The organism is Specibacter cremeus, assembly GCF_003946885.1.
GTDB lineage: Bacteria > Actinomycetota > Actinomycetes > Actinomycetales > Micrococcaceae > Specibacter > Specibacter cremeus.
In genome coordinates, this window is sequence record NZ_RWKQ01000010.1 from 12,855 (window position 1) to 39,408 (window position 26,554).

At 68.5% G+C, this 26,554-nt stretch carries 21 protein-coding genes and 1 pseudogene; 14 read left to right on the forward strand and 8 right to left on the reverse strand.

Translation table 11 applies throughout. The features are described 5' to 3' along the window. Position 1 precedes the first annotated feature (1 nt). The 4 genes and pseudogenes from EJC77_RS05235 (at position 2) to EJC77_RS05250 (ending at position 6,945) form a co-directional block, all read left to right on the forward strand. A complete protein-coding gene (locus EJC77_RS05235; protein ID WP_205786898.1) occupies positions 2–1,309 on the forward strand; it encodes an MFS transporter in 1,308 nt (435 codons plus the stop codon). Between the two features lie 212 nt (positions 1,310–1,521). After that, a pseudogene (gene hutU, locus EJC77_RS05240) lies at positions 1,522–3,116 on the forward strand (urocanate hydratase). A 91-nt stretch (positions 3,117–3,207) separates the two neighbouring features. Beyond that, complete coding sequence (locus EJC77_RS05245) at positions 3,208–6,030, forward strand: aminotransferase class I/II-fold pyridoxal phosphate-dependent enzyme (RefSeq protein ID WP_125610528.1); 2,823 nt, start codon at positions 3,208–3,210, stop codon at positions 6,028–6,030. 75 nt (positions 6,031–6,105) lie between these two features. Further along, positions 6,106–6,945, forward strand: coding sequence for an IclR family transcriptional regulator (locus EJC77_RS05250; protein ID WP_125610529.1), 840 nt, complete (start codon positions 6,106–6,108; stop codon positions 6,943–6,945). Positions 6,946–7,036: 91 nt separating this feature from the next. On the opposite strand, the gene EJC77_RS05255 is transcribed toward EJC77_RS05250, so the two are convergent. From EJC77_RS05255 to EJC77_RS05275, 5 genes are all read right to left on the reverse strand, one after another. After that, positions 7,037–8,464, reverse strand: a complete 1,428-nt coding sequence (locus EJC77_RS05255) for a sulfate adenylyltransferase subunit 1 (RefSeq protein WP_125610530.1) — start codon at positions 8,462–8,464, stop codon at positions 7,037–7,039. Continuing rightward, the gene (gene cysD, locus EJC77_RS05260) at positions 8,464–9,441 is read right to left on the reverse strand and encodes a sulfate adenylyltransferase subunit CysD (protein ID WP_125610531.1); all 978 of its coding nucleotides are present in this window, start codon (positions 9,439–9,441) and stop codon (positions 8,464–8,466) included. Before cysD ends, EJC77_RS05255 begins: the two co-directional genes overlap by 1 nt. Then, a complete protein-coding gene (locus tag EJC77_RS05265) occupies positions 9,438–10,220 on the reverse strand; it encodes a phosphoadenylyl-sulfate reductase (RefSeq protein ID WP_125610532.1) in 783 nt (260 codons plus the stop codon). Before EJC77_RS05265 ends, cysD begins: the two co-directional genes overlap by 4 nt. Then, positions 10,217–11,959, reverse strand: a complete 1,743-nt coding sequence (locus tag EJC77_RS05270; protein WP_125610533.1) for a nitrite/sulfite reductase — start codon at positions 11,957–11,959, stop codon at positions 10,217–10,219. The genes EJC77_RS05265 and EJC77_RS05270 overlap by 4 nt, the downstream gene beginning before the upstream one ends. A gap of 88 nt (positions 11,960–12,047) precedes the next feature. Next, positions 12,048–12,746 (reverse strand): sirohydrochlorin chelatase, encoded by a 699-nt coding sequence (locus EJC77_RS05275; protein ID WP_240629807.1) that lies wholly within the window; start codon positions 12,744–12,746, stop codon positions 12,048–12,050. 221 nt (positions 12,747–12,967) lie between these two features. Here EJC77_RS05275 and EJC77_RS05280 point away from each other — a divergent pair, with 221 nt between their 5' ends. The 7 genes from EJC77_RS05280 (at position 12,968) to EJC77_RS05310 (ending at position 20,884) form a co-directional block, all read left to right on the forward strand. Beyond that, positions 12,968–13,726, forward strand: coding sequence for a LamB/YcsF family protein (locus EJC77_RS05280; protein WP_205786900.1), 759 nt, complete (start codon positions 12,968–12,970; stop codon positions 13,724–13,726). 9 nt (positions 13,727–13,735) lie between these two features. Beyond that, positions 13,736–15,328, forward strand: a complete 1,593-nt coding sequence (locus EJC77_RS05285) for a 5-oxoprolinase subunit B/C family protein (protein WP_125610597.1) — start codon at positions 13,736–13,738, stop codon at positions 15,326–15,328. Positions 15,329–15,365: 37 nt separating this feature from the next. Next, positions 15,366–17,129, forward strand: a complete 1,764-nt coding sequence (locus EJC77_RS05290; RefSeq protein WP_125610534.1) for an acetyl/propionyl/methylcrotonyl-CoA carboxylase subunit alpha — start codon at positions 15,366–15,368, stop codon at positions 17,127–17,129. Positions 17,130–17,201: 72 nt separating this feature from the next. Further along, complete coding sequence (locus tag EJC77_RS05295) at positions 17,202–17,903, forward strand: GntR family transcriptional regulator (RefSeq protein WP_125610535.1); 702 nt, start codon at positions 17,202–17,204, stop codon at positions 17,901–17,903. 217 nt (positions 17,904–18,120) lie between these two features. Further along, positions 18,121–18,843: a DUF969 domain-containing protein gene (locus tag EJC77_RS05300; RefSeq protein ID WP_125610536.1), complete on the forward strand. Its 723-nt coding sequence runs from the start codon at positions 18,121–18,123 to the stop codon at positions 18,841–18,843. Next, a complete protein-coding gene (locus EJC77_RS05305; RefSeq protein WP_125610537.1) occupies positions 18,840–19,811 on the forward strand; it encodes a DUF979 domain-containing protein in 972 nt (323 codons plus the stop codon). Before EJC77_RS05300 ends, EJC77_RS05305 begins: the two co-directional genes overlap by 4 nt. A 29-nt stretch (positions 19,812–19,840) precedes the next feature. After that, positions 19,841–20,884: a DUF2891 family protein gene (locus EJC77_RS05310; protein ID WP_240629809.1), complete on the forward strand. Its 1,044-nt coding sequence runs from the start codon at positions 19,841–19,843 to the stop codon at positions 20,882–20,884. 19 nt (positions 20,885–20,903) lie between these two features. Here the strand turns inward: EJC77_RS05310 and EJC77_RS05315 are convergent, their stop codons facing one another. The 3 genes from EJC77_RS05315 to EJC77_RS05325 are packed head-to-tail and all read right to left on the reverse strand — an operon-like array spanning position 20,904 to position 24,515. Continuing rightward, positions 20,904–22,352 (reverse strand): MFS transporter, encoded by a 1,449-nt coding sequence (locus tag EJC77_RS05315; RefSeq protein WP_125610538.1) that lies wholly within the window; start codon positions 22,350–22,352, stop codon positions 20,904–20,906. Between the two features lie 4 nt (positions 22,353–22,356). Next, a complete protein-coding gene (locus tag EJC77_RS05320) occupies positions 22,357–23,577 on the reverse strand; it encodes an ABC transporter permease (protein ID WP_125610539.1) in 1,221 nt (406 codons plus the stop codon). Positions 23,578–23,579: 2 nt separating this feature from the next. Next, positions 23,580–24,515 (reverse strand): ABC transporter ATP-binding protein, encoded by a 936-nt coding sequence (locus EJC77_RS05325; protein WP_240629811.1) that lies wholly within the window; start codon positions 24,513–24,515, stop codon positions 23,580–23,582. 105 nt (positions 24,516–24,620) lie between these two features. Here EJC77_RS05325 and EJC77_RS05330 point away from each other — a divergent pair, with 105 nt between their 5' ends. The 3 genes from EJC77_RS05330 (at position 24,621) to EJC77_RS05340 (ending at position 26,439) form a co-directional block, all read left to right on the forward strand. Then, positions 24,621–25,277 carry a trimeric intracellular cation channel family protein gene (locus EJC77_RS05330; protein ID WP_125610540.1) on the forward strand — a complete coding sequence of 219 codons (657 nt, stop codon included), beginning with the start codon at positions 24,621–24,623 and terminating at the stop codon, positions 25,275–25,277. A 37-nt stretch (positions 25,278–25,314) separates the two neighbouring features. Continuing rightward, complete coding sequence (locus EJC77_RS05335) at positions 25,315–25,746, forward strand: hypothetical protein (RefSeq protein WP_125610541.1); 432 nt, start codon at positions 25,315–25,317, stop codon at positions 25,744–25,746. Positions 25,747–25,905: 159 nt separating this feature from the next. Then, positions 25,906–26,439 carry a hypothetical protein gene (locus EJC77_RS05340; protein WP_125610542.1) on the forward strand — a complete coding sequence of 178 codons (534 nt, stop codon included), beginning with the start codon at positions 25,906–25,908 and terminating at the stop codon, positions 26,437–26,439. The last annotated feature ends 115 nt before the right edge of the window (positions 26,440–26,554 follow it).

Sequence of the window (26,554 nt, forward strand, 5' to 3'; positions counted from 1 at the left end):
CGTGTCGAACACCAAGACCAACGGTCTCTATAAGAACTTGGGCGAAGTCCCCCTGAGCCGTTTCCACCTCAAGGTCACTGCGATGACTTTTGGGGCCAATTTCTCCGACGGATTCGCCCTTGGCATCATCAGCGGGGTTCTGCCCGCCATTTCGAGCCAGATGCACCTGGACGGCTTCTGGCAGGGCATGATCGCCAGCTCGGCGCTCATCGGCTTGTTCTTCGGCAGCCTCTGCCTGGGGCGCGTCGGCGACATCATCGGCCGCCAGCGGGTTTACGTCCTCAATTTCGCCCTGATCGCGGCCGCCTCTGTGGCCCAGTTCTGGGCACCGAACATCGAAGTGCTGTTCGTCCTCCGCCTTCTCATCGGGTTCGGTCTCGGGGCCGACTATGCCGTCGGCCCGACGCTGCTGTCCGAATTCGCCCCCAGAAAGCACCGGGGCCTCATGCTGGCTTCCCTCACCGTCCTCTGGACGGTCGGTTATGTGGTGGCCAACGTGCTGAGCACTTACGCCAACACCGGGCCGGACGCCTGGCGATGGCTGCTCGCCAGTGGCGTGATTCCGGCCGCGATCGTGCTGATCGTCCGCATCGGGACTCCGGAATCCCCCGGCTGGCTGATCAGCAAGGGCCGGATTGACGAGGCGCGGGCGATTGTCCGAAAGCATCTCAATGCCGAGCTCGATCCGGCGGAATACGAAATTGCGCCCGGCTCCGGGAACTACCGGGATCTGTTCAGCAAGAAAATGTGGAAGCGGACAGCATTCGGCTCGCTCTTCTACAGCGCCCAGGTGCTGCCATACTTTGCCATCTACACCTTCGTGCCCACCATCCTCGCGGGGCTGAAAATCGACGACGCCGACCTCCAGAACCTGGTCATCAACCTGTTCCTCCTTGCTGGCGGGGTCGTGGGGCTCTGGTTCGTCCAGCGAATGCCTCGACGCGCCTTCACGATCTGGACCTTCTGGATCTTGGCGGTTTCCCTCGCCGCACTCGGTGCCATGGCCAATATGCCAGCGCTTTTCATCATGGTCCCGTTTGCGATCTACACCTTCGTCATGTCCGGAGCATCCAACATCACGCAGGTCTACCCGCCCGAGCTGTTCCCCACCGAAATTCGGGCTTCCGGGGTCGGCTTCGTCAACGCCGTCAGCCGCATCGCCTCTGCCGTCGGAACATTCTTCCTCCCCCTGAGCCTGGCCGCCTGGGGAATCCCCCTCTCGATGTTTTGGCTGGCCGGAGTCCTCGCGCTCGGGGCCGTGGTGACGATAGCGTGGGCCCCCGAAACGCGGCAGGAGCACCTCGTGTAGTCGTCGCACATAGACGAAGCACCCCACCCACCACGACGCCGCGGCCATCCAGGCCTGCGAAGTCCCTGACGAGACCAAGATGCTCGGGGCTGGGGGCGCGGTCGGGATGTCCGGGATACCGGACGAGTTCCAGGCCGTGTCTCTGGCCGGGGCGGTGAAAATGCCGCTTACTTAGAAGCACCCCCGTACGAACGGCACGCAAAGGAACCACCATGACATCCACCGCTTTCACCACCGGCGCCCGCACGATTCGTGCCGCCCGCGGCACCGACTTGTCCGCCAAGTCGTGGCAGACCGAGGCGCCGCTGCGGATGCTGATGAACAATCTCGACCCGGAGGTCGCCGAACGCCCGGAGGACCTGGTCGTCTACGGCGGCACCGGGCGGGCCGCCCGGTCCTGGGAGGCGTATGACGCGATCGTGGCCACGCTGAAGACGCTCGAGGACGACGAAACCCTGCTGGTGCAGTCCGGCAAGCCGGTGGGCGTGTTCCGCACGCACGCGTGGGCGCCGCGGGTGCTGCTGGCCAACTCCAACCTGGTCGGGGACTGGGCCACGTGGCCGGAGTTCCGCCGGCTCGAGGCCGAGGGGCTGATGATGTACGGCCAGATGACGGCCGGGTCCTGGATCTACATCGGCACCCAGGGCATCCTGCAGGGCACGTTCGAGACGTTNGGCCCAGCCGCTGGCCGTGACGCTCAACGGCGGAGCCTGCCTGATCGTGGACGTGTCCGAGGAACGACTTCGCCGCCGCGCGGGCAAGCGCTACCTGGACGTCGTGGAGACCGACCTCGACGTCGCCCTCGCCACGGTGCTCGCCGCCAAGGCCGAGCAGCGGGCCCTGTCCGTGGGGATCGTCGGGAACGCCGCCGAGGTGTTCCCGGAAATCCTGGCCCGCCACCGGGCCGGCGAGTTCACCGTCGACATCGTCACGGACCAGACGAGCGCGCACGACCCGCTCTCCTACCTGCCGCCGGAGTACGGCGTCGGGGAGTGGGCGCGGGCGGCCGCCGACGACCCGGCCGGCTTCACGAAGAAGGCGCAGAACGCGATGGCCGTCCAGGTGGCGGCCATGGTGGAATTCCAGGACGCCGGCGCCGAGGTCTTCGACTACGGCAACTCAATCCGCGACGAGGCGCGGAAGGGCGGCTACACCCGTGCCTTCGCCTTCCCCGGCTTCGTCCCGGCCTACATCCGCCCGCTGTTCTGCGAGGGCCTGGGCCCGTTCCGCTGGGTCGCCCTCTCCGGCGACCCGGAGGACATCGCCGTCACCGACGCGGCGCTGAAGGACCTGTTCCCGGCCAACGACCACCTGCACCGCTGGCTGGACGCCGCGGCCGAACACGTCGAGTTCGAGGGCCTGCCGGCCCGCATCTGCTGGCTCGGCTACGGCGAGCGGGCCCAGGCCGGGGCGCTGTTCAACCGGCTCGTCGCCGAGGGCAGGGTCAAGGCCCCGATCGTGATCGGCCGCGACCACCTCGACTCGGGCTCCGTCGCCTCCCCCTACCGGGAGACCGAGGCCATGGCCGACGGGTCCGACGCGATCGCCGACTGGCCGCTGCTCAACGCCCTGCTCAACACCTCCTCGGGCGCCACCTGGGTGTCCATCCACCACGGCGGCGGCGTCGGCATCGGCCGCTCCATCCACGCCGGCCAGGTCTCCGTCGCCGANCGCCGAGAAACTCGAACGCCTGCTCACCAACGACCCCGGCATGGGCGTCATCCGCCACGTCGACGCCGGCTACCACCGGGCGGTCGAGGTGGCCCGGGAACGCGGCGTGCGCATCCCCATGCAGGAACACAGCTAATCCGGTGCGTGGCCGGGTTTAGCAGCTTCCCCAAGCTGTCCAACCCGGCCACCATCTCGAACCCGACTTGATGAACCGCTCGAAGGACTTCATGAACGCCGCCGTCGCCCCAAGCCCCGCCGCCGAAAGCGGACCACTGCAACGCATCCACGCTGCAGCCACGCGCCCCGCCGTGGGTACGCCAAGCAGCGCATGGCGCCTTCGCACCGACAGTTGGGATTTTCTGGCCTACACCACCAAGCAACTGACCGCTGCGACGAAGGAAAACGGCCTGGACGTCTTGCTGGCCGAATCCTTCCGGCTGCTGGACATCCTTGACTCCATCGAGCTGTACTTCGCCTCCCCCGGGCTTTCGCACATGGCGGATCTGCGCATGAGCCTGACGGCCAAGGACTTCGGATTGGCCGCCGAACTGATTGACGCCGTCCGGGACGGCCTGGGCGATGCTGCCGCCGTCAATCCCGATCCCCCGGTGGCACCCGAGGCCTGGGAAACGGTGCCACACCCGGCCACTGCGACGGATTCCCGGCGGCGGTTCGAAGTCCTGGTCATCGATGACCTGTCCCCAGTGAACCAAGAAGCCTTTAAGCGTGACCTGCTCGGCAGGCGCCGCAACGATGACGAGTTTGTCTATGACGTCAATATCGTTCCCAGCTTCGAGGACGCCCTCATTGCCGTGCTGCTCAACCCGGAGATTCAGGCCTGCGTCATCCGTCCTGGCTTCGCCCAGACGTCCCGGCAGCGCCTTGGACATGACCTGCGCCGTTACTTGGACGCCTTCACGGGCGATGGCCCCGAGCCGCGGCATCCTGTCCAACGCATCCTCCGTCTCGCGAAGAAACTTTGCGAACTACGCCCTGAACTCGATCTCTACCTGGTCGCCGGCGTCGCGATCGAAAAGGTCGCTGGGTCGCTAACCAGCCACTTTCGCCGCATCTTCGCCCGGCAGGACGGACTGGAAATCCACCTGTCCCTGCTCCGCGGCGTGGCCGGTCGCTTCGAAACCCCGTTCTTCACTGCGCTGCAGCACTACAGCAAACGGCCTGCCGGCGTATTCCACGCCCTGCCCGTGTCGCGAGGCGGGTCGGTGGTGAACTCCAAATGGATCAAAGACATGGTGGAGTTCTATGGTCTGAACCTGCTGCTCGCGGAAACCTCGGCCACCTCCGGCGGCCTCGATTCGCTCCTGGATCCGCACGGCCCGATCAGAGATGCGCAGAAGTTGGCGGCCCGGGCCTTCGGCGCCCAAAAAACATACTTCGTCACCAACGGAACGTCGACGGCGAACAAGATCGTTCATCAATCGATCATCGCCCCCGGCGACGTCGTCCTGGTGGACCGCAACTGCCACAAGTCCCATCACTACGCCATGATGCTGGCGGGGGCCCGGGTCGCCTACCTGGATGCCTACCCGCTCAACGAGCAGTCGTTCTACGGAGCAGTCCCCCTCCGCAGCATCAAGCAGACACTGCTGGACTACCGCCGCGCCGGCCGCCTGCACGAGGTCAAGATGATCACTTTGACCAACTGCACGTTCGACGGAATTGTCTATGACGTCGAACGCGTCATGTCAGAATGCCTTGCCATAAAGCCCGACCTGGTCTTCCTCTGGGACGAAGCGTGGTTCGCCTTCGCGGGATTCCACCCGCTCTACCGCCGACGCACCGCCATGGCCGCGTCCCGGAAAATGGAACAGGACTTCCAGCAAGCCGCCTATGCGCAACGGCACGCCGAACAAGCGCGGGCCCTCCATGACCAGGAGACCGGACAGCCTGTCTCGGACGAAAAATGGCTGGCCGCCCGGCTGGTGCCGGACCCGGCCAAAGCCCGGCTGCGTGTCTACGCAACCCAGTCCACGCACAAAACCCTGACATCACTTCGGCAGGGCTCCATGATCCACGTCTACGACCAGGATTTCTCCCTGCGCAACGAAGACGCCTTCAGGGAGGCCTACATGACGCACACCTCCACCTCCCCGAACTACCAGATCCTCGCATCCTTGGATATCGGGCGCCGCCAAGCCGAACTCGAAGGATACGAACTCATCCAGCGCCAGGCCGACCTGGCCGTCAGCATAGCCCAGACGGTCGCCCGACATCCCCTGCTGAGAAAGTACTTCAAGGTCCTGACCACCCGCGATCTCATCCCTGCCGAGTACCGGCGCGGCCGCCTGGCTGCCCCCCTGCGGGGAGGATTGGCGGCGATGGACGATGTCTGGCGCAATGACGAATTCGTCGTCGATCCGTGCAGGCTCACGCTGGACATTGGACTGACGGGAATTGATGGGGACACGTTCAAACACGTCCACCTCATGGACCGGTTCGGCATTCAGGTGAACAAGACGTCGCGCAACAGCGTCCTGCTCATGACCAACATCGGAACCTCACGCAGTTCGGTGGCGTACCTCATCGAGGTATTGGTCAAACTCGCGGAAACCTTCGAACGGGATCGCGCGTCCCTGAGCCCGGCCGACCAGGAGGCAGACAGGTCTCGCGTGAGGGCCCTGACCAGTTCCCCTCCCCCGCTGCCGGATTTCAGCCGTTTTGCGGCACGCTACCGCAGCGGGGCCGATACGCCGGATGGGGACATCCGCGCCGCTCATTTCGACACCTACCGGAATGACGCGACGGCCTACCTCGCCGGGAGCGAGATCGTCCGCCGCGTCAAGGCGGGAGAGGAAATCGTCTCCGCCGGATTCGTCACCCCGTACCCGCCGGGATTTCCCGTCCTTGTCCCGGGCCAGATCATCACGTTGCCCATCCTGGACTTCATGGCAGCGCTCGACACACGGGAAATCCACGGCTACAGCCACCGGCATGGCTACCGGGTCATGGCCCCGGAGGCCAGATCTCCGTACCCGCCAGCCGCCGACCAGACGCCAGCGCCCTCAACACGGTTGCAAGAAACACGATGAACCGGCCAGCACACCGGCAGGAACTCGTGCACCCCGTCCGGAATACCGGACTGCGGGGCGGCGTATTCTTGCAGCATGAATAGCCCGCTGGCGCGCTCCAAGGCCCCCGCCGCCGCACAGGTGCTTGCGATACTCAGGTTCGTGGCCGAACAGGCTGCCCCGGTTGGCGCGTCGGTGATCGCGCGTGACGTCGGGCTGCCCCGGTCCACGACCTACCAGCTGATCACGACCCTGATCGACGACGGCTTTCTCGTGCACCTGCCCGAGGAGCGCAAGTACGCGCTCGGCGTGACGGCCCACGAACTGGGGACGGGATACTCGAGGCAGGCTCCGCTGCAGCGCATTGCTCGGTATCCGCTGACCCAGTTGGTGAGCAGGACCAAGCGTACGGCCCATCTCGCGGTGATGCACGGCAGGGACGTCATCTACGTCATCGTCGAACGCGCGCCGCGGCAAAGGCCGCTGGTAACGGACACCGGCATCCGGCTGCCGGCCCACTTGACGGCCAGCGGCCGGGCGATGATGGCGCAAATGGATCGCGCCCAAGTGGCCGCACTGTTTCCCGGTTCCGAGGCTTTCACGGCCCGAAACGAGAAGGGGCCGCAATCGTTGCCGGCGCTGCAGAACCTGCTGTCAAGGGCACGGACACTCGGATATGCGTGGGAACAGGACGAGATCACGGAGGGATTCTCCTCCGTCGCCGTCGCCGTCCTCGATCGGGGGCGCTACCCCGTGGCCAGCGTGACGTTGACAGTTCCCAACCGAGCCTTTCCCGGAGGCACTCGGAGCCGGACCAAGGATGCGGAGACGGCCGAGGAACGGGCGATGCGGATCGAAGACGTTGCCAGGCAGTGGATACCCGAGGTGAGCCGCTGCGCCCGCGAGATTTCCCGCCGACTGGGCACCCACACCTAGCGGACCTGGCCGAAGCGGAGCGCATCCTGGACGAGGGCGACACGAGCACCCCGGCGGGTCCGGGGTCTCGACGAACTCGACCACCGGCGCGTCAGATGACGTAGCGCTCGTCCTCGTGGTCGCCCGGGTGGTCCTTGACAAGCCCCGCGGCCAGCGTGTTGCCGTCCTGCGGATCGATCACCAGGAACGCCCCGGTGCGGCGATGCCGCGCATACGTCTCCACGGGCAGCGGGGAGGCCAGGCGCAGCTGCGCCGAGCCGATGTCGTTCAGGTCCAGCCCGGACGCCGGCGCCTCGGCGAACGTATCCAGGTCCAGCTTGCCGGTGACGGCACGGACCAGCGCCTGCACGGTCTTGCTGCCCTGCTTCACCAGTACCTTGGCGCCCTCGCGCAGCGGCTTCGTCGACAGCCAGCACAGCTCGGCGTACACGTCCTGCGACGGCTCGCCGAACGTGCCGCGGGCCGCGACCAGGTCGCCGCGGGCGATGTCGATCTCGTCGGCCAGGCGCAGCGACACCGACTGCGGCGCCACGGCCGTCTCCAGCGACCGGCCGGCGAAGTCAATGCCCGTCACAACCGTGGAACGCCCCGACGGCAGCACGGTGACCGCGTCCCCCACGGACACGGACCCCGACGCCACCTGCCCCGCATAGGCGCGGTAATCACGGAAGGCGGCACCGCCGTCGTCCGCGGCGAGCTCCGGCGCCAGCGCACCCTGCGGCCGGATCACCAGCTGCACCGGGAACCGGAACGGCTCCAGCCCGCGCTCCAGCTCGTCCGTGGTGGGCAGCGTCTCCAACAGCGTCAGCAGCGTGGGCCCCGTGTACCAGGGGGTGTGCGCGGAGCGGTCCACCACGTTGTCGCCCTCCAGCGCGGACACGGGCACGACGGCGACGCCGTCCAGTCCCAGCTCGGTGCCCACCGCCTGCACGTCGGCCCGGATCGCCGCAAACACGGCCTCGCTGTAGTCGACCAGGTCGATCTTGTTCACGGCCACCACAACGTTGGGCACGCGCAGCAGGCGCAGCACGGACAGGTGCCGGCGGGTCTGCTCCAGCACGCCCTTGCGGGCGTCGATGAGGACGACGACGGCGTCCGCCGTGGACGCGCCGGTCACCGTGTTCTTGGTGTACTGCACGTGGCCGGGGCAGTCGGCCAGGATGAACGAGCGCCGGTCCGTGGCGAAGTAGCGGTAGGCCACATCGATCGTGATGCCCTGCTCGCGTTCGGCCCGCAGGCCGTCGGTCAGCAGCGCCAGGTCGATCTTCTGCCCGCTCGCCGAGTCGCCGCCGAAGCCGCGGTCCGCGGAGGTGCGGGCGACGGCGTCGAGCGTGTCGGCCAGGATCGCCTTGGAATCGTGCAGCAGCCGGCCCACCAGCGTCGACTTGCCGTCGTCCACGGACCCGGCCGTGGCGAAGCGAAACAGCGTACCGGCCGTGGTTGAGCCTGTGCCGGTGGTCGAGCTTGTCGAGACCTGGGTCTCGACAAGCTCGACCGCCGGTGCATTGGGAGTGCTCATCAGAAGTACCCGTCCTTCTTGCGGTCTTCCATGGCCGCCTCGGAAATCCTGTCGTCGGCGCGCGTGGCGCCGCGTTCGGTCAGCGTGGACGCGGCCACTTCGCGGACCACGTCATGGACGGTCGCCGCGTCGGAGGCGACGGCCCCGGTGCAGGACATGTCCCCCACCGTGCGGTAGCGGACCTGCTTGACGATCACTTCCTCCTCGGGGCGTGGCTGCGAGACCTCGCCCACTGCGCGCCACATGCCGTCGCGGGCGAACACCTCGCGGTCGTGGGCGTAGTACAGCGGCGGCAGCTCGATGTTTTCGCGGGCGATGTACCGCCACACGTCCAGCTCGGTCCAGTTGCTGATCGGGAAGGCCCGCACATGCTGGCCCACGGTGTGCCGGCCGTTGTACAGGTTCCACAGCTCGGGGCGCTGGTTGCGGGGGTCCCACTGGCCGAACTCGTCGCGCAGCGAGAGGATGCGCTCCTTCGCCCGGGCCTTGTCCTCGTCCCGGCGGCCGCCGCCGAACACGGCGTCGAACCGGTTCCGGGCGATCGCGTCCAGCAGCGGCACGGTCTGCAACGGGTTGCGGGTGCCGTCGGCGCGCTCGGCCAGCTCGCCGCGGTCGATGAACTCCTGCACGGAGCCCACCTCCAGCCGCAGCCCCAGACGTGCCACCGTGCGGTCGCGGAACTCGATGACCTCCGGGAAGTTATGGCCGGTGTCCACGTGCAGCACCGGGAACGGCACCTTGCCCGGCCAGAACGCCTTCGTGGCCAGGTGCAGCATCAGCACGGAGTCCTTGCCGCCGGAGAACAGCAGCGCCGGGCGCTCGAACTCGGCCACCACCTCGCGGATGATGTGGATGGCCTCGGCCTCGAGCAGGTCCAGGCTGGTCAGGCCGTGGGTCTGGGTCTCGACAAGGTCAGGGGTCTCGACAAGCTCGACCACCGACTCAACCACCGATTCGTCAATTGTCTGGGTGCTCATACGTGTAGTCCGCATTCTGTCTTGGAGGTTCCGGCCCAACGACCGGAGCGGGGGTCCGCGCCGGGGGCCACTTTCTGCGTGCAGGGGGCGCAGCCGATGGACGGGTAGCCCTGGCCCAGTAGGGGGTTGACGGGCAGCAGGTTGTCCTCGGCGTAGGCCATCAACTCGTCGTACGTCCACGCCGCCACCGGGTTGACCTTGACCAGCCCGTTCTTCGCGTCCCACGTGACCAGCGGCGTGTTGGTCCGGGTGGGGGCCTCGTCCCGGCGCACGCCGGTGAACCACAGCTCGTACCCGGCCAGCGCATTGCTGAGCGGCGCCACCTTGCGCAGTGCGCAGCACTGGGCGGGGTCGCGGGCGAACAAATCTTTGCCGAGCAGCGAATCCTGCTGCGCGACGGTGTGTTCGGGCAGCACGTCGACGATGGTAACGCGCAGGTTCGCCGCCACCTCGTCACGTGTGGCATAGGTTTCGTCGAAGTGGTAGCCGGTGTCCAGGAACAGCACGTCCACGCCGGGCAGCTGGTCGGCGACGAGCGCCGGCAGGACGGAATCGGCCATGGAACAGGCGACGGCGGTGGCTTGCGTTTCGAAGTTGCGCGCCACCCAGCCGATGACGTCGGCGGCGGGCGCGTCCCAGCCGAGTTCCGCCGCACCGGCCGCCGCCAGGACGCGCAGCTCGTCGCGGGTGCGAACGGTGGTTGAGCCCGTCGAAACCTGGGTCTCGACGTGCTCGACCACCGGGGTCTCGACAGGCTCGACCACCGGGGTCTCGCTCATTGCAGCAGCCCCTCGTCGACGCGGTGCGACCACTCGGCGAACGTCTCCCCGTCGGCACGGTCGGCGACGTAGCCGCGGATGACGCGCTCCACGTAGTCGGTGAGGTTGTCCACGGTGACCTTCAGGCCGCGGACCGTGCGGCCCAGCCCGGCCTCGTCGCGTTCGTGCGAGGCCAGCCCGCCGCCCAGGTGCACCTGGAAACCGGGGGTGGTGCCGCCGTCGTCCGTTGGCAGCATCATGCCCTTCAGGCCGATGTCGGCGGTCTGGATGCGGGCGCACGAGTTGGGGCAGCCGTTGATGTACAGGCCGATCGGGCTGGTCAGCGTGCCGGAATCGACCAGGTCGGCGAGGCGGACCTCCAGCTCGTCGATCGTGGCGGCGGCCGTGTCCTTCGTGTTCACGATCGCCAGCTTGCAGAACTCGATGCCGGTGCAGGCGATGGTGCTGCGGCGGAAGATCGACGGGCGGGCGGACAGGCCGATCCCGTCCAGTTCGGTGATGACCGATTCGACGTCCTCGCCGGCGATGTCCAGGGCCAGCACCTTCTGGTGCGGGGTGGTGCGCAAACGGAACGAGCCGTGGGTTTCGAGAATGTCGGCCAGTTTCGCCAGCGTCGTGCCGGAGAGCCGGCCGACGGTGGGGCTGAGACCGATGAAAAACTTGCCGTCCTTCTGCTCGTGCACGCCGATGTGGTCGCCCGGGGCGGTGGCGCGCGGCGGGGCGATGCCGTCCGGCAGCGTGAAGCCCAGGTATTCGTCCTGCAGGACCTGGCGGAACTTCTCGGTGCCCCAGTCGGCGATGAGGAACTTCAGCCGGGCCTTGTTGCGCATGCGCCGGTACCCGTAGTCGCGGAAGATGCTCGTCACACCCTCCCACACGGCCACGCCGTGCTCCGGTGGCACGAACACGCCCACGCGCTCGGCCAGCCGCGGCGCCGTCGACAGCCCGCCGCCGACCCACAGGTCGTAGCCGGGGCCCAGCTCGGGGTGGCGCACGCCCACGAAGGAGACGTCGTTGATCTCATGCACGGTGTCCTGGCTGGGGTGACCGGTAATGGACGTCTTGTACTTGCGGGGCAGGTTGGAGAACGCCGGGTTGCCGATGAAACGCTCATGCAGCTCGCGGATGAAGCCGGTCGGGTCGAGGATCTCATCCTTCGCGATGCCGGCCACCGGCGAGCCGAGGATGACGCGCGGCACGTCGCCGCAGGCCTCGGTGGTGGACAGGCCCACGGCCTCCAGGCGGCGCCAGATCTCCGGCACGTCCTCGATGCGGATCCAGTGCAGCTGGATGTTCTGCCGGTCGGTCAAATCCGCCGTGTCGCGGCCGAATTCCGTGGAGATGCCGGCGATGACGCGCAGCTGCTCCGTGGTGAGCACGCCGCCGTCGATGCGCACGCGCAGCATCATGTAGCGGTCCTCGAGCTCGTGCGGTTCCAGCGTGGCCGTCTTGCCGCCGTCGATCCCCTGCTTGCGCTGCGTGTACAGCCCCCACCAGCGGAACCGGCCGTGCAGGTCGTCGTCGGTGATCGAGTCGAAACCCTCTTGGGCGTAGATCGTCTCGATGCGGTGGCGGACGCTGAGCCCGTCGTCCTCCTGCTTCCAGGCCTCGTTGCCGTTCAGCGGCGCCGTGCCGTCGACCTTCCACTGACCGTGCGGCTTGGCCGCCGGGCGGGCGCGGACGGGCCGCTGCGGCGCCGCGGTCGGGTCGGTCGTTTCGGCCACTGCTGTCTGGGTCATGCATCGAGATTAGGTGGGCGCCGCGCGGCGCCGCATGGCGCGCGCAACGCCAGGTCACAGGCGGCAATATTTCGTCACACGGTTGCGGCTACCCCCATGAAGGGGAATGGACGACGGCGTCGTAGCGTTCCAGCGCCAGCTCGGCCACCAGCGTGGCGGGCAGCAGCGGCTCCGCGACCAGGTCGGCGCCGGCCGCGGCCAGCTGGTCGTGGAAGTAGCCGGGGGCCAGCAGGTAGGCCGCCACGGCCACCCCGGTTGCGCCGCGTTGCCGCAGCGCCGCCACGGCATCCGGCACCGACGGCGCCGCGCTGGCCCCGTACGCGGCCATGATGTGTTCCTTGCGCAGCACGGCCAGGTCGGCAGCGAGCACCTCAATCTGCTCGGCGGCCGCCGCCTCGCTCGACCCGGCGGCGGCCAGCACCACGCCCCACCCGTCCGGCAGCGCCCCGAGGCGTTCGTGCAAAAGCTTGGCCAGGCGCGGATCGGGGCCCAGCGGCCGGGCGGCCGCGAGCCCGGGCCGGCTCGCCACGGCGTCGGCGATGTCCTTGTTGACGTGGTACCCCACGGTCAGCAGCAGCGGCACGACGACGGCCGTTTCATCGACCGTGAGCGCCGCCACGACGTCGGGCAGGGCCGGCTCCTGCACGTCCACGTAGGCCTCCCGCACGTCGAGGCCGGGGCGCATTTCGCGTAGCTGAGCCCTGACCCGATTGATCCTTTGCCTGCCGTCCGGGTTATTCGTGCCGTGGGCGCAGGCGATCAGGACCGGCATTTCCGTGTCGGTCATTGCATACCCTTCCGCCAATACCGTATGTGGCCCAATGTACCGGTCCGGCTTGCCGTCCCGCGCACACTTCGAGGCGAAAGTGGCGCACCTTGCCCTGCTGCGCACTGTTCGCACCCTGTTGTGCGCAGAACGGCGCTCACTTCCCGCCCATGAATATTGTTGAACAATTTGGATTAATGCGTCATTCTGGAGGGACACCACCGCTAGAGACTGGGATCACAATGGCCACCATTGACCTAAACAGCGACGTCGGGGAGTCCTTCGGCAACTGGACGTTTGGCGACGACGCCGTCATCATCGCCAGCGTATCCAGCGTCAATGTGGCCTGCGGCTTCCACGCCGGGGACCCGAGCGGCATCCGCGCCACCTGCGCCGCCGCGGCCGCCGCCGGTGTCACGGTGGGCGCCCACCCGGGCTATCGGGATCTGGCAGGATTCGGCCGCCGTTTCATGGACATGGCCCCGCGGGAGCTCACGGACGACGTCATCTACCAGATCGGCGCCCTCCAGGGCCTGGCCCGCTCCGCCGGCACCTCCGTCACATACGTCAAGCCGCACGGCGCCCTCTACAACACCATCGTGCACCACGCCGTCCAGGCCCGGGCCGTCGTCGACGCCGTGCTGGCCGTGGACCCCGCGCTGCCGCTGATGGTGCTGCCGGGCTCGGAGATCCAGCGCGCCGCCCGCGCCGCCGGCCTGCGCACGGTGGCGGAGGCCTTTGCCGACCGTGCCTACAATGCCGACGGCACCCTTGTCTCCCGGCGCGAACCCGGCGCCGTCCTGCACAGCACTGACGCCGTCGTCGAGCACGTCCTGCAGCTGGTGACCCAGGGGACCATCACCGCCATCGACGGCACCGTCATCGAGGTCGTGGCCGAGAGTATCTGCCTGCACGGGGACACCCCCGGCGCCGTGGCGATGGCACAGGCCGTCCACACCGCGCTGCGTGCCGAGGGCGTCAGCATTGAAAGCTTCGCGTAAGTGCCGGCCATGACCGACGCCGGCGTCCGCGCCATCCTCCCCGCTGGGGACCGCGCCATCCTGGTGGAACTGGACTCGCTGGCCGCGGTGCTCAGCCTGCAGGCGGCCCTGCAGGCGCACCCGCTGGCGGGGCAGATCGACGTGGTAGCCGCGGCCTCCACCGTCCTGGTCACCGCCGCGTCCAGCGAGGACGCCCGCAGGATTGCCGCGCATGTGCGCACGCTGGACCTTGGCCAGCGCCCCGAGATTGACGCCGCCCTGGTCACCATCGAGGTGGTGTACGACGGCGAGGACCTCGCCGCCGTGGGCGAGCTCACCGGCCTGGGGGCGGAGGGTGTGGTGGCAGCCCACACCGGTTCCGTGTGGACCGCAGCCTTTGGCGGCTTCGCCCCCGGTTTCACCTACCTGGCCGGCGGCGACGCCCGGCTGGAGGTGCCGCGCCGTGCGACGCCGCGCACAGCCGTGCCGGCCGGTGCCGTCGCCCTGGGCGGGGCCTACTCGGCCGTCTACCCGCGCCAGACGCCCGGCGGCTGGCAGCTCATTGGCCGCACCGACGCCGTCCTCTGGGACCTGGACCGCAGCAGCCCGGCGCTGATCCGGCCCGGCAACCGCGTGCAGTTCAACGCCGTGCGAGCGACGGCGCTGGCCCCCGCTTCAACATCTGCTACGAAAGGCGCCCCCGCGGCCGGCGCTGCTGCTGTGGGCCCCGCCCCCGGCCTCGTCGTCGTCCGTTCCGGGCTCCAGACCACCATCCAGGATCTGGGCCGCCCGGGCAGCGCGGACCTGGGCGTCACCGCCTCCGGTGCGATGGACAGCGGCGCGCTGCGCCAGGCCAACCGGCTGGCGGGCAATCCCGCAGCCGCCGCGGGCATCGAGGTGCTGCACGGCGGCCTGGCCCTTGCCGCGCTGGCGGACCAGGTGCTGGCCGTGGCCGGCGCGCCCCTGAACCTCACCATCACCGACCCCGACGGCGGTGAGCGCGAGGTGCCCATGCTGGCGCCGTTCGCCCTGCTGGCCGGCGAAACCCTGGAACTCGGCACCCCGCATCGGGGCCTGCGCAGCTATGTGGCCGTGCGCGGCGGGCTGGATGCGCCGCTGGTCCTCGGCAGCCGCTCCACGGACACCATGTCCGGCATCGGCCCCGCCCCCTTGGCCGCCGGCAGCTTGCTGGGCGTCATCGCGGCGCCGCCGTGGTCCGTGGTGGGCAACCCGGAGCTGCCCGCCGCCGATGCCCCGGAGGTCACCGTGCTGCGCATGGTGCCCGGACCGCGCCAAGACTGGTTCGACGACGCCGTCGTCACCGGTTTCGCCGGGCGGGAGTGGACCGTCACCCCGCAGTCCAACCGGATCGGCCTGCGCCTATCCGGCACGGCGCTGGAACGCAGCCGCGACGGCGAGCTCGCCAGCGAGGGCACCGTCCGCGGCGCCCTCCAGGTGCCGCCGTCGGGCCAGCCTGTGCTGTTCCTGTCCGACCATCCGGTGACCGGCGGCTACCCGGTGATCGGCGTGGTGGCCGCGGCCGATCTCGACAAGGCGGCCCAGCTGCCGCCCGGCGCCCGGGTCCGCTTTGTCCCGGACGCTTCCGCCGCGCCTGTTCTCTAGCTCTGGTTCTTGCACTTTTTTGACCAAGGCATCACCCATGTACACGGTCCTCATTGCCAACCGCGGCGAAATCGCCGTCCGGATCGCCCGCTCCTGCGACGACGTCGGCCTGGAAACGGTGGGCGTCTATGCCGACGTCGACGCCGATGCGCTGCATGTTGACGCCGTCACCGAGGCCTACGCACTGGGCGGCAACAGCCCCGCGGAAACGTATTTGAATGTCGAAAAGGTGCTGGCCATAGCGGCCCGTTCCGGCGCCGACGCCGTGCACCCCGGCTATGGCTTCCTGTCCGAGAACGCGGGTTTTGCCCAGGCTGTCATGGACGCCGGGCTGACGTGGATCGGGCCGTCCCCGGACGCCATCCGCACGCTGGGCAACAAGGTCAGCGCCCGCGAGATCGCCGTCCGCGCCGGAGCCCCGTTGGCCCCGGGCAGCGACGGGCCGGTGGCCTCCGCCGCCGAGGTGCGCGACTTTGCCGCGGTCCACGGGCTGCCCGTGGCCATCAAGGCCGCCTTTGGCGGCGGCGGGCGCGGCCTGAAGGTGGTGTGGGAGATGGACGCCATCGAGGAGGCCTTTGCCTCCGCCGTGCGCGAATCCAAAGCCGCCTTCGGCCGCGACGAGTGCTTTGTGGAGAAGTTCCTGCACCGCCCCCGCCACGTGGAGGCCCAGGTGCTGGCCGACACGCACGGCAACGTCATTGTCGTCGGCACCCGCGACTGCTCCCTGCAGCGCCGCCACCAGAAGCTGGTGGAGGAGGCCCCGGCGCCCTTCCTGACCGACGCCCAGCTGGAGAGCATCCACACCTCCGCCAAGGCCATCTGCCGCGAGGCCGGCTACACCGGCGCCGGCACCGTGGAGTACCTGGTGGCCGCCGACGGCACCGTGTCCTTCCTGGAGGTCAACACCCGCCTGCAGGTGGAGCACCCCATCACCGAGGAAACGTCCCGCATCGACCTCGTGGCCGCCCAGCTCTCCATCGCCGCCGGCGAGCCACTGCCGTGGACCGCAGACCCGCAGCCGAGCGGGCACTCGTTCGAATTCCGCATCAACGCCGAGGACGTGGCCCGCGGGTTCCTGCCCTCGCCCGGCACCGTGGCCGGATTCACTGTGCCCACCGGCCCCGGCATCCGCGTGGATTCGGGCGTGCGCACCGGCTCCGTGGTGCCCGGCACCTTCGATTCCCTGCTGGCCAAGCTGGTGGTGACGGGCGCCAACCGCGAGCAGGCGCTGCGCCGCGCCCGCCGCGCCCTGGCCGAGTTCCGCATCGACGGCCTGGCCACGGTGCTGCCCTTCCACCGGGCCGTGGTCCGGGACGCCGATTTCACCAACCCGGACGCCATGGGCGTCTACACCACGTGGATCGAGAGCGAGTTCACCGAGCGCCTGGCTGCGGATCCGGAATTCAGCGTCAAGGCGCCGGCGGGCGAACGCCGCACCATCAGCATCGAACTCGACGGCAAGCGCATGACCCTGGGCCTGCCCGCCGGACTGCTGGACGGCCTGCGCGCAGGGGCCATGCCGGCGTCGTTCTCCGACGACGACGACGACGGTGCCGCCGGTGCCGCCGGTGCCGCCGGTGCCGCCGACCTGGCCGAGCTGCGCGCCACCATGGCCGGTTCCGTGGTGAAGTGGCTGGCCGAGCCCGGCGCATCCGTTTCCGCTGGCGAGCCGGTGCTGGTGCTGGAGGCCATGAAGATGGAGACCACCGTTTGCGCCCACCGCGACGGCGTGCTCGGCGAGCCGCAGGCGGTCGCCGGCGCCGCCGTTGTACTGGGCACCGTGCTCGGCACCATCGACTAGAAATCACGTCCAGGTGGCATGTGCCACCCGGCGGCTGCGTGGTCGCGGCCCGCCACAGCCTACGCTTGAGCCATGACGTTTGAGGCGGTACTGGAGGAATTGCGCCGGCTGGCCAAGGGTGCAACCCATGCACACACGGGCCTGTGGGTGGCGACCCAGCTGCGCCAGCGGATCTCGGCCGGCCAATTGACTCCGGGCACCAAGCTGTCCGAGCAGGCCTTGGGGGAGGCGCTGGGCGTCAGCCGCAATACGCTCCGCGAGGCCTTCACAGCCCTGCATGCCGAACACATCATCACACGCATCCCCAACCGGGGCGTGTTCGTCGCCCAGCCTACCGCTGAGGACGTCCGTGAAATCTACCGGGTACGCCGCTACCTGGAGCCGGCGGCCATCATGTGGCAGGCGCCGTCGTCCGTGGACGATCTGCGAGCAATCGTTGCCGAGGGCCAGCTGGCCCGGTCCCGCGGGGACATCGACCGCATGGCCGCCGCCAACCAGGAATTCCACCGCGCCGTGGTGGCCCGGGCGGCCAGCGAGCGGCTGGACGCGCTCATGGCCCAGGTGCTGGCCGAGATGCGGCTGGTGTTCCACGCCATGGGGTCCGACCCGGCCTTCCATGAGCCCTATGTGGCCGACAACCTGCAGCTGATCGAGCTGGTGGCGGCCGGGGACAATGCCACTGCGGCGGAGTTCATGCGGGGCTACCTTGACCGCGCCGAGGCCCAGCTGCTGGAGGCAATGGCCGCCCAAAGGCCGGCCCCAACGGCCCACTAGACTGGTCCGACTCCGGTCCGACCGTGGACGACGGCGAAGGCCGCCGCCATTGGCGCCCCCCAAGTCTTGCCAGATTGTTGAACAAAAGTATATGCTGTGACTCACAGTGATGGGCACCACTGTCCGGGGATACCCACTCCATCCCAGGCCGTTGGCCGTGCCTGAACAACCACACACGTCCGCAGACCAGTCCTGGTCCACGCGGGAATGGATAATCATGCTCGTACTCATCGGGGTCTTGCTGGTGATTGTTGGCTTCGCCATCCGCCTGAACCCACTGATTGTTGTCACAGTCTCCGGCATCGTCACGGCCCTGCTGGGCGGTCTTTCACCGGTGGAAATCCTCAACGCCTTCGGCTCCGGCTTTGCCAGCAGCCGCTCAGTGACCATCTTTGTGGTGGTGCTGCCGGTGATCGGCATCATTGAGCGCTTCGGCCTGCAGGAGCAGGCCAAGACGCTGATCTCCAAGCTGGCCAAGCTGACCGCCGGCCGCGTGCTGCTGGGCTACCTGCTGGTCCGCCAGGCCACCGCCGCCCTGGGCCTGACCAGCATCGGCGGGCATGCGCAGACCGTGCGCCCGCTGGTATTCCCGATGGCCGAGGGCGCCGCGCTGCGCCGCTACGGCAGTGTCCCGGAAAGGGTCAAGGAAAAGATCAAGGGCCACTCGGCCGCGGCGGACAACGTGGGCGTCTTCTTCGGCGAGGACATCTTTGTGGCCGTCGGCTCCATCCTGCTGATCACCACCTTTGTGGACACCACCTACGGCCTGCACCTGGAGCCGCTGGAACTGGCCATCTGGGCCATCCCCACGGCCGTCATCGCCTTCCTGATCCACGGGTTCCGCCTGCTGCGCCTTGACCGCCAGCTGGACAATGACGTCAAGGCCGCCCTGGAAGAAGAGAAGCACGCACAGACCGCCACCACCGGAGGCAACGCATGATCAAGGTTGAAGCCGTCTTCTGGCTGATTGGCATCCTCTTCGTGGCCTGGGCGTTCCTGATCGCCCGCGAGACCACCCACCCCAAGCGCTGGGGCAGTTCCGCCTTCTGGGGCCTGCTGGGCCTGTGCTTCTTCTACGGCACCTGGGTCCAGGCCAAGACCGCTCCGGCGTGGATTCTGGGCATCGCCGTTCTGGTTCTGGTGGCGCTGGCCAGCACCGGCATGCTCGGGGACGGCAAGTCCAAGACCACCAGCGTGGAAAAGCGCACCGAATTCGCCGCCAAGTTCGGCAACAAGCTGTTCATTCCGGCGCTGACCATCCCCGTGGTGACCGTCGTCGTCGTACTGCTGGCACCGGTGCTGGCCATCGGCGGGAAACCCCTCATCGACCCCGCCAACACCACGCTGGTGGCGCTGGCCATCGGCGCCGTGGCGGCCGCCGTCGTCGCCGTGCTGATCCTGCGCCCCAAGCAGAAGCTGGCCCCCGTGTTCGAGGGCCGCCGCATCCTGGAATCCATCGGCTGGGCCGCGCTGCTGCCGCAAATGCTCTCCACGCTGGGCATCCTGTTCACCAAGGCCGGCGTGGGGACCGCCGTCGGCATCCTGGCCAAGGGCGTGCTGCCCGCCGGATCGCTGCTGGCCGCGGTGGTGGTCTACTGCGTGGGCATGTTCCTGTTCACCGTGCTGATGGGCAACGGTTTTGCCGCCTTCCCGATCATGACCGCCGCCATCGGCTGGCCGGTGCTGGTGCAGACATTCCACGGCAACCCCGCCATCGTCTTCGCGATCGGCATGCTGGCCGGCTTCTGCGGAACGCTCTGCACGCCCATGGCCGCCAACTTCAATCTGGTCCCGGCCGCGCTGCTGGAGATGAAGAACAAGTACGGCGTGATCAAGGCCCAGATGGCCACGGGGGTTCCGCTGCTGGGCGCCAACATTGTCCTGATGTACTTCCTGGCCTTCCACTAGCCGGCATTCGAGAACTGCAAGGAGACCCCATGAACGCCACGGCATTCGACGCCGCCCAGATGGACGCACTGGCCAACCGGTACGCGGACATCGTCCTGGACAACCTGTCCCGGCCCTACCCCTACGCCTCCCACCACGTGGAGACGTCGCTCCAGGACCGGCCGAGCCCGCAGGAGCTGCACCCGGCCTTCCACACGTCCTTCGACTGGCACTCTTGCGTACACATGACCTGGCTGGGCGTGAGCCTGCTGGAGCACGGGCTCGACGCCGGCCGGGACGCGGCCCTGCGTGCCGCCCTGGACGCCAACCTGACGGCGGACAACCTGGCCGTGGAAGGCGCCTACCTGCTGGCCAACCCCAGCTGGGAGCGCCCGTACGGCTGGGGTTGGCTGGCGCGCCTGGCCGCCGCCGCCGGCACGTCAAGGGATGGGCAGATCCGCGGCTGGGGCGCGTCCCTGGTCCCTCTCGTGGACGTCGTCGCGTCGCTGGTGGCCGGCTGGACCGCCAAGGCCGAGTTCCCTGTCCGCCACGGACTGCACACCAACGCCGCCTTCGGCCTGGGCATGATGCTGGACGCATTCCGCGTGCTGGGCCGGGTCGAGGCCGCGGCGGTCTGCGAGAAGGCGGCCCTGGGCTGGTTCAACAACGACGCCGGATGGCCGGGCCAGTGGGAAATGAGCGGCCAGGACTTCCTCTCCCCCGGCCTCAGCGAAGCAGACCTCATGGCCCGCATACTTGGCGCAGAGGCGTTTGCCGCCTGGTTTGCCGGGTTCCTGCCGGGCCTGGCCGTGGATGCCCGCATCCTGGCCAAGGCCACCGTCACGGACGAATCCGACGGTTACCTGGCCCACCTGAACGGTCTGAACCTGACCCGGGCCGGGCAGATCATCCGCATCCGCAAGGCCCTCTGCGCCGCCGCGGACACGGCTGCCACGGGCGCCGTCGTCGACGTTCTGGGGGACGCGTTGGGGCCGCTGCTGGCCGCCGGCATGGAGTCCGTCATGACCGAGGAGTTCATGTCCAGCCACTGGTTGGCCAGCTTCGCCTGGGATGCCCTGCTCTCCGCCGGATAGCCGTTGCCGGGAACGGTGCTCACTCGTGTGGCCGGACACCGGCCCCGGCGGGCCGGTCCTGGCAATTCGCCACGGCGTCGGCCGTGGCCTGCGTGCTGGACGCGTCCGCGTTGCTGATCCCCACCGCGGAGATGACGCCGCCGGCGATGAGCAGCAACGCCACGACCTGGACGATGCGGCGGAACGAGTCGGTGTCAAGGACACCGCCGCTGCCGACGATGATGCCGGCCAGGGCCACGGCGACCAGCCCGGCAACGCGGGCGACGGCGTTGTTGATGGCCGATCCGATCCCGCTCTGCGCCGCCGGCACGGCCCCGAGGATGGCCGCGGTCAGCGGGGCCACCGTGATGGCCAAGCCCAGTCCGAACAGGAGCAGCCCGGGGAGCAGCTGGGTCCAGAAGTTGAACGGGGCGCCGGTGAACAGGCCCATGTACAGGTAGCCGCACCCGGCCACCACGGGTCCCGCCGCCATGAACCACCGCGGACCGTGCCGCCCCGCGAGCCCGCCGAACACCCCCGCCAGCAGCAGCGACAGCAAGGCGACCGGCAGCGTGGCCAATCCCGCCTCGGCGGCGGTGAACCCGGCCACCTCCTGCAGGAACAACACCACCATGAGCGGCCCCAGCGAGACGCCGGCGTAGACGGCCACGGTGGCCAGGTTGCCCACGCCGAAGTTGCGGGCCCGGAACAGGTGCAGCGGCATCATGGGCTGCGGTGTCCGTGCCTCCCACCACAGGAAGACGGCCAAGGCGGCGACGCCCAGGACGAAGGGTGCGAACACGGCGGGACTCGCCCAGCCCAGCCGCTGCTGCTCGATCAGCGCGAACACCGTGCCGCCCAGGCCGGCCGCGGCCAGCGCCGCGCCGGGGACATCGATGCGCGGTCGCGGGGTGGCGTCGGGACTCTCCAGCCTGAGCGGGGACAGCAGCACCAGCGTCCCGGCGATCGGGATGACGTTGATGGCGAACACGTACCGCCAGCTGCCGAACTCGACCAGCAGGCCGCCGATCAGCGGGCCGGCGATGAAGGCAGTCCCGGTCCAGCCCGTCCACGTCCCGATCGCCTTGGCCTGGGCCGGGCCGCTGAACGTCGCCGTGATCAGGGCCAGCGAGCTGGGCACCAGCAGCGCGGCGCCCGCCCCTTGCACGGCCCGGGCGGCGATGAGCAGCAGGCCGGTGGGGGCCAGGGCGCAGGCCAGCGACGCAGCCCCGAAGAGTAGCAGGCCGGCGCGCAGGATCCGGATGCGGCCGAACGAATCGGAGATGGACCCGGCAAGCAGGATCAACGAGCCCAGGGTGAGCAGGTACGCGTCGACGACCCATTGCGCCGTGGCCAGTCCCCCGCCCAGTTCGGCCGTCATGGCGGGCAGGGCGACGTTGACGATGGCGCCGTCCAGGAAGGCCACGAAGGAGGCGAGGATGGCCACCCACAGCACACGCCGTTGCAGCCCGCTGCCCGTAAGCTCCATGGCGTCAGCCTTTCCGCGAGAATGCGTTCCGCAGCGACAGTTTGCGCGAATACTCGATGGAGCCGTAGCGGAACAGGTACACGGCCACGCGCAGCGCAAGGAACCCGAATCCGAACAGTTCCACGATGACGATCACGGCGGCGGCCGGGCTGAGCGAACCGAACGCGTTGCGCAGCATGGCCGTGACCGGCGCGGACAGCGGGAAATACGTGAAGATCTGCACGATCAGCGCCTGCGGGTCACTGACCACCAGTGCCACCGCGTAGAACGGCACGAAGATCAGCGCCATCATGGGCCCGAACACGGTGCCGGCCTCCTTGGCCGTGGGCATGACGGCGCCGATCCCCACCAGCACGCCGGTGAACAGCACGAACCCGCCCACCAGCAGCAGTGCGCCGACGAGCATGGGCCAGAATTGGAAGGTCAGGTGGGACAGGTCGAACGCCGGCAGGTTCAACTTGTCCCGGAAGAACGTGTAACCGAACGCGATCGGGGTGGCGAACACGAGCATCTGCACCAGGCCCACGAGGAACAGTGAGATGACCTTCCCCACCACCAGCGTGGTCGGGTTGAGCGTGGTCAGGATCATCTCGGTGACCCGGTTCTCCTTCTCCTCCAGTGTCGAGTTGAGCATCTGGTTGGCCAGCAGGATGATGACCACGTAGAAGATCACGAGGAAGAACAGTGGCGGCACCAGGGTGCCGATGCCGCCCGATTCCTGCCCATCCCTGAATGTGGCGGCGTCGGTTTGGATGTTGCCCTGCACGGCGGCGGACAGCGCCGGCGAACCGATCGCCTTCTCCGCGGACAGGGCCAGCACCTGGGTGGCCACGGCCGTGTACGCGCCGTTCTTGAAGATGCCCTGGTCGGCCCCGTACACGCGTACCGGTTCGGTGGCCGGGTGCGCCGGGTAGGCGAAGAAAGCCTGCAGCCTGCCGTCGCGCACGCGTGCGACGGCGGTCGCCGGGTCGGTCTCCACGGTGCCGCCCAGCGCGGCGGCGACGGCGGGGTTCACCAGCCCGGAGGCGTCCGTGTAGCTGAACGGGATGCGATCGTTCTTCTGTTCCGAGGCCGTGTTCTTCGTGGCGGAACTGCTCAGGAACACCAGCCCGAACACGACGGCCAACAGCACGGGAATGGCCAGCGTGGCGATCCAGAACCTCCGCTTCTTCACGGTGCGGACGAACTCGAATTCGACCACCGTGCCAAGATTGTGCCGGGCCATGGCTATGCCGCCTTCCCGTCCAGCGCGGCGGCCCCGTACACCTGGATGAAGATGTCCTCCATGCTGCGCTTGGATGCCGTGAATCCGCGCACGGCCACGCCGGCGGACACCAGCGAGCGCAGTACGTCCGCCTCGTCGACGTCGTCGGCCAGCACCAGTTCGGCGTAGTTCGTCTCCCGGGTGATGACACGGTAGAGCGGCGAGTCCGGGACGCGGCCGGTGTGGCGCAGGCGCACGGTGCGCCCGCCGTACTGGTTCTGCACCTCGTCGATGGTGCCGTACGCCTCCGCCCGGCCGTCCTTGAGCAGCACGATCCGGTCGCAGAGCCGTTCGACCTCCTCCATCTGGTGCGTCACCATCATGACGGTGGCGCCGGCGGTCTTGCGTTCCTCGATGAGGTCCATGAGCAGGCGCCGGTTGACGGGGTCGAATCCCTTCGTGGGCTCGTCCAGGATCAGCAGCTCGGGGTCGTTCATGATGGTCACGCCGAGCTGGATCTTCTGCTGTTCGCCGGCGGAAAGCTTGTCCAGCCGGGTGTCGGCCTTGCCAGCCAGCTCGACCCGGTCGAGGTAGTCGAGGGAGAACGCGCGGGCCGCGGGCTTGGCCAGCCCCTTGAGCCGGCCGAAGTAGGTCATGACGTCGAGCACGGATTCCTTCTTGTACAGCCCGCGCTCCTCCGGCAGGTAGCCGAGCCGGGCGCCGTAGTCGTCGCTGAACACGCGGCCGCCCACGTGCAGCGTCCCGGCCGTGGGGCGGTAGATGCCCAGCAGCGCCCGGATGGTGGTGGTCTTGCCACTGCCATTGCTGCCGAGGAACCCGAACGTCTCCCCTCGCATGACGTCGAAGGACAGGTCGTCGATGACCGTTTGGTCGCCGAACCGCATCCTGAAATCCTTGATGTGTATCAGCGGCCCGGCGGACCCCGTGACGGAAGTCATGGCACCAAGCCTAACGGCCGAGGGGCCCCAAACGAGCGAAGCGAGTTTGGGGAGGCTGCTAGGCTTCTAGCCCGCGCCGTCGTCGACCTTACAGGGGATCGCACCGTGAACCTTGACCTTGCCGTGCTGCTCGACCTTGTCGGCGTGTTCTTCTTTGCCGTGTCCGGCTCGCTGCTGGCCGCCCGTAAGGGCTTCGACATGATCGGGTCGCTGCTGCTCGGTTCCATGGTGGGGCTGGGCGGCGGGGTGGTCCGCGATGTGATCCTCGCGGCCGGGCCACCCGCCGCGTTCTCCAACCCGTTGTACCTGCTGCCGCCGCTGCTGGCTGCGGCGCTGGTGTATTTCCTGCCGCGCAGCGTGGAGCGCGGCAGCCGGCTGCTGTTGACGTTCGACGCCAGCGGGCTGGCCTTGTTCTGCCTCACCGGCACGCGCAAGGCGCTCGAAGCCGGCATGAACCCGGTGGCGGCCGTGCTGCTGGGCGTCACCACGGCGGTGGGCGGCGGCGTCCTGCGCGACATCACCGCCAACGAGGTGCCCCGCCTGTTCGACCCGCACGATCTGTACGCGATCCCGGCCATGGTGGGTGCCGTGCTGACGGCCGGGTTGTGGTCGCTGGGCTGGCTGAACCTGGTGACGGGGCCGGTGGTGGTGGTCGCCGTGTTCATGTTGCGGATGCTGGCCCTGCGCTTCGGCTGGCATTCGCCGCTGGCCGCCCGGTCCTGGATCTTGTCCCGGCGCCGCCGGGCCTTCCGCCGCGACTAGGATTGAAGGCGAGCCGCAACCTACCGGGGAGAGTCAGATGAGCGACGTGTTCGTGGACAAGTTCAAGGCCCTGGTACAGCTGTACCTGGATGAGCCGTGGCAGGAGGCGGACGGCATCGCCGCCGACGAACTGGACGCGATCCTCGTCGAGCAGCAGGTCAGCATCCCGCTGGCCATGCGCGATTTCTTCCTGGCCCTCGCCAACTGCGAGGAGCTCATGGAAGCCTACTACTACTTCTGGGATCCGGAGGAGCTGGAGATCGAGGACGGCTACCTGCTGTTCCTCGAGGACGCGGACGAGGCCTACACGTGGGGCCTGCGCGCCGACCAGCTGGACGTCCCGGATCCGATCGTGTGGCGGCGCAACAACGCCAAGGGCAACTGGATCTGCGAGGAGGGCACGTTCAGCGAGTTCGTGCTGGACATGCTCGACTGGGTGTTCACGGAGGAAGACGAAGACAAGGACTAGCCGGGGGTCGAGCCTGCCGAGACCCCGGTGGTCGAGCCTGTCGAGACCCCGGTGGTCGAGCCTGTCGAGACCCCGGGGGTCGAGCCTGTCGAGACCCCGGGGGTCGAGCCTGTCGAGACCCCGGGGGTCCCGTGCGGCCTGAGACGATAGCGTAGCCCCATGTCCACCGAGAACCCCCGGGCCGATCTGCTGCCAGACCCCGCAGCGGTCGTGGTACTGGTGAAGAACCTGGTCGAGGGGCCGTGGCCCCGGACGGAAGCCGACCGCGTCGAGTTGTTCCAGCGCCTCAAACTTGTGTCCAAGGGCGCGGTCGAGCAGCCGGCTGGCGGCCCGACGACGCTCTTCCGGATGGAGACGGCCCTGCACGGCGGCGTCTTCGGCTCGTGGGACAGCTACCGCGAGCGGTTCATGGGCGTTTGCGTGCACGTATACAACGCGCCGACACCGCGCAATCCGGACACTCGCCGCGGCTATGACGAGGTCAGATTTCTCCTGACGACGCTGTACGGCGAGCCCACCGAGCCGTGGCACGGCGAAAAGACCCCGCCGTGTATCTGGACCGTGAACGGCCGGCGGGTCACCATCCACTTTTTCGACGCTCGCGACAGCAGCGTCATGGTCAGCATTGAGGACGGCATCCTGGCGGACTTGGCGGAAGCGGAGAGCGGCGACCATGTTCGACCTGATGACTGACTCGGCGAGGTCCGGGATTCGCCGGGACAGACTCCCCGGCTGAACCACATGGGACACCAGCCGAAACCCCGGGATCTCAACAAGCTCGATCACCGGACCAGCCGCTGGTTGAGCC

Bases quoted from the DNA above. Each gene is read 5' to 3' on its own strand.
- EJC77_RS05295 (WP_125610535.1), top strand. From the start codon at position 17,202: ATGACGTTTGAGGCGGTACTGGAGGAATTGCGCCGGCTGGCCAAGGGT.
- EJC77_RS05310 (WP_240629809.1), top strand. From the start codon at position 19,841: ATGAACGCCACGGCATTCGACGCCGCCCAGATGGACGCACTGGCCAAC.
- EJC77_RS05265 (WP_125610532.1), bottom strand. From the start codon at position 10,220: ATGAGCGAGACCCCGGTGGTCGAGCCTGTCGAGACCCCGGTGGTCGAG.
- EJC77_RS05340 (WP_125610542.1), top strand. From the start codon at position 25,906: ATGTCCACCGAGAACCCCCGGGCCGATCTGCTGCCAGACCCCGCAGCG.
- EJC77_RS05335 (WP_125610541.1), top strand. From the start codon at position 25,315: ATGAGCGACGTGTTCGTGGACAAGTTCAAGGCCCTGGTACAGCTGTAC.
- EJC77_RS05305 (WP_125610537.1), top strand. From the start codon at position 18,840: ATGATCAAGGTTGAAGCCGTCTTCTGGCTGATTGGCATCCTCTTCGTG.
- EJC77_RS05285 (WP_125610597.1), top strand. From the start codon at position 13,736: ATGACCGACGCCGGCGTCCGCGCCATCCTCCCCGCTGGGGACCGCGCC.
- cysD (WP_125610531.1), bottom strand. From the start codon at position 9,441: ATGAGCACCCAGACAATTGACGAATCGGTGGTTGAGTCGGTGGTCGAG.
- EJC77_RS05270 (WP_125610533.1), bottom strand. From the start codon at position 11,959: ATGACCCAGACAGCAGTGGCCGAAACGACCGACCCGACCGCGGCGCCG.
- EJC77_RS05255 (WP_125610530.1), bottom strand. From the start codon at position 8,464: ATGAGCACTCCCAATGCACCGGCGGTCGAGCTTGTCGAGACCCAGGTC.
- EJC77_RS05290 (WP_125610534.1), top strand. From the start codon at position 15,366: ATGTACACGGTCCTCATTGCCAACCGCGGCGAAATCGCCGTCCGGATC.
- EJC77_RS05275 (WP_240629807.1), bottom strand. From the start codon at position 12,746: ATGACCGACACGGAAATGCCGGTCCTGATCGCCTGCGCCCACGGCACG.
- EJC77_RS05300 (WP_125610536.1), top strand. From the start codon at position 18,121: ATGCTCGTACTCATCGGGGTCTTGCTGGTGATTGTTGGCTTCGCCATC.
- EJC77_RS05315 (WP_125610538.1), bottom strand. From the start codon at position 22,352: ATGGAGCTTACGGGCAGCGGGCTGCAACGGCGTGTGCTGTGGGTGGCC.
- EJC77_RS05325 (WP_240629811.1), bottom strand. From the start codon at position 24,515: ATGACTTCCGTCACGGGGTCCGCCGGGCCGCTGATACACATCAAGGAT.
- EJC77_RS05250 (WP_125610529.1), top strand. From the start codon at position 6,106: ATGAATAGCCCGCTGGCGCGCTCCAAGGCCCCCGCCGCCGCACAGGTG.
- EJC77_RS05245 (WP_125610528.1), top strand. From the start codon at position 3,208: ATGAACGCCGCCGTCGCCCCAAGCCCCGCCGCCGAAAGCGGACCACTG.
- EJC77_RS05320 (WP_125610539.1), bottom strand. From the start codon at position 23,577: ATGGCCCGGCACAATCTTGGCACGGTGGTCGAATTCGAGTTCGTCCGC.
- EJC77_RS05280 (WP_205786900.1), top strand. From the start codon at position 12,968: ATGGCCACCATTGACCTAAACAGCGACGTCGGGGAGTCCTTCGGCAAC.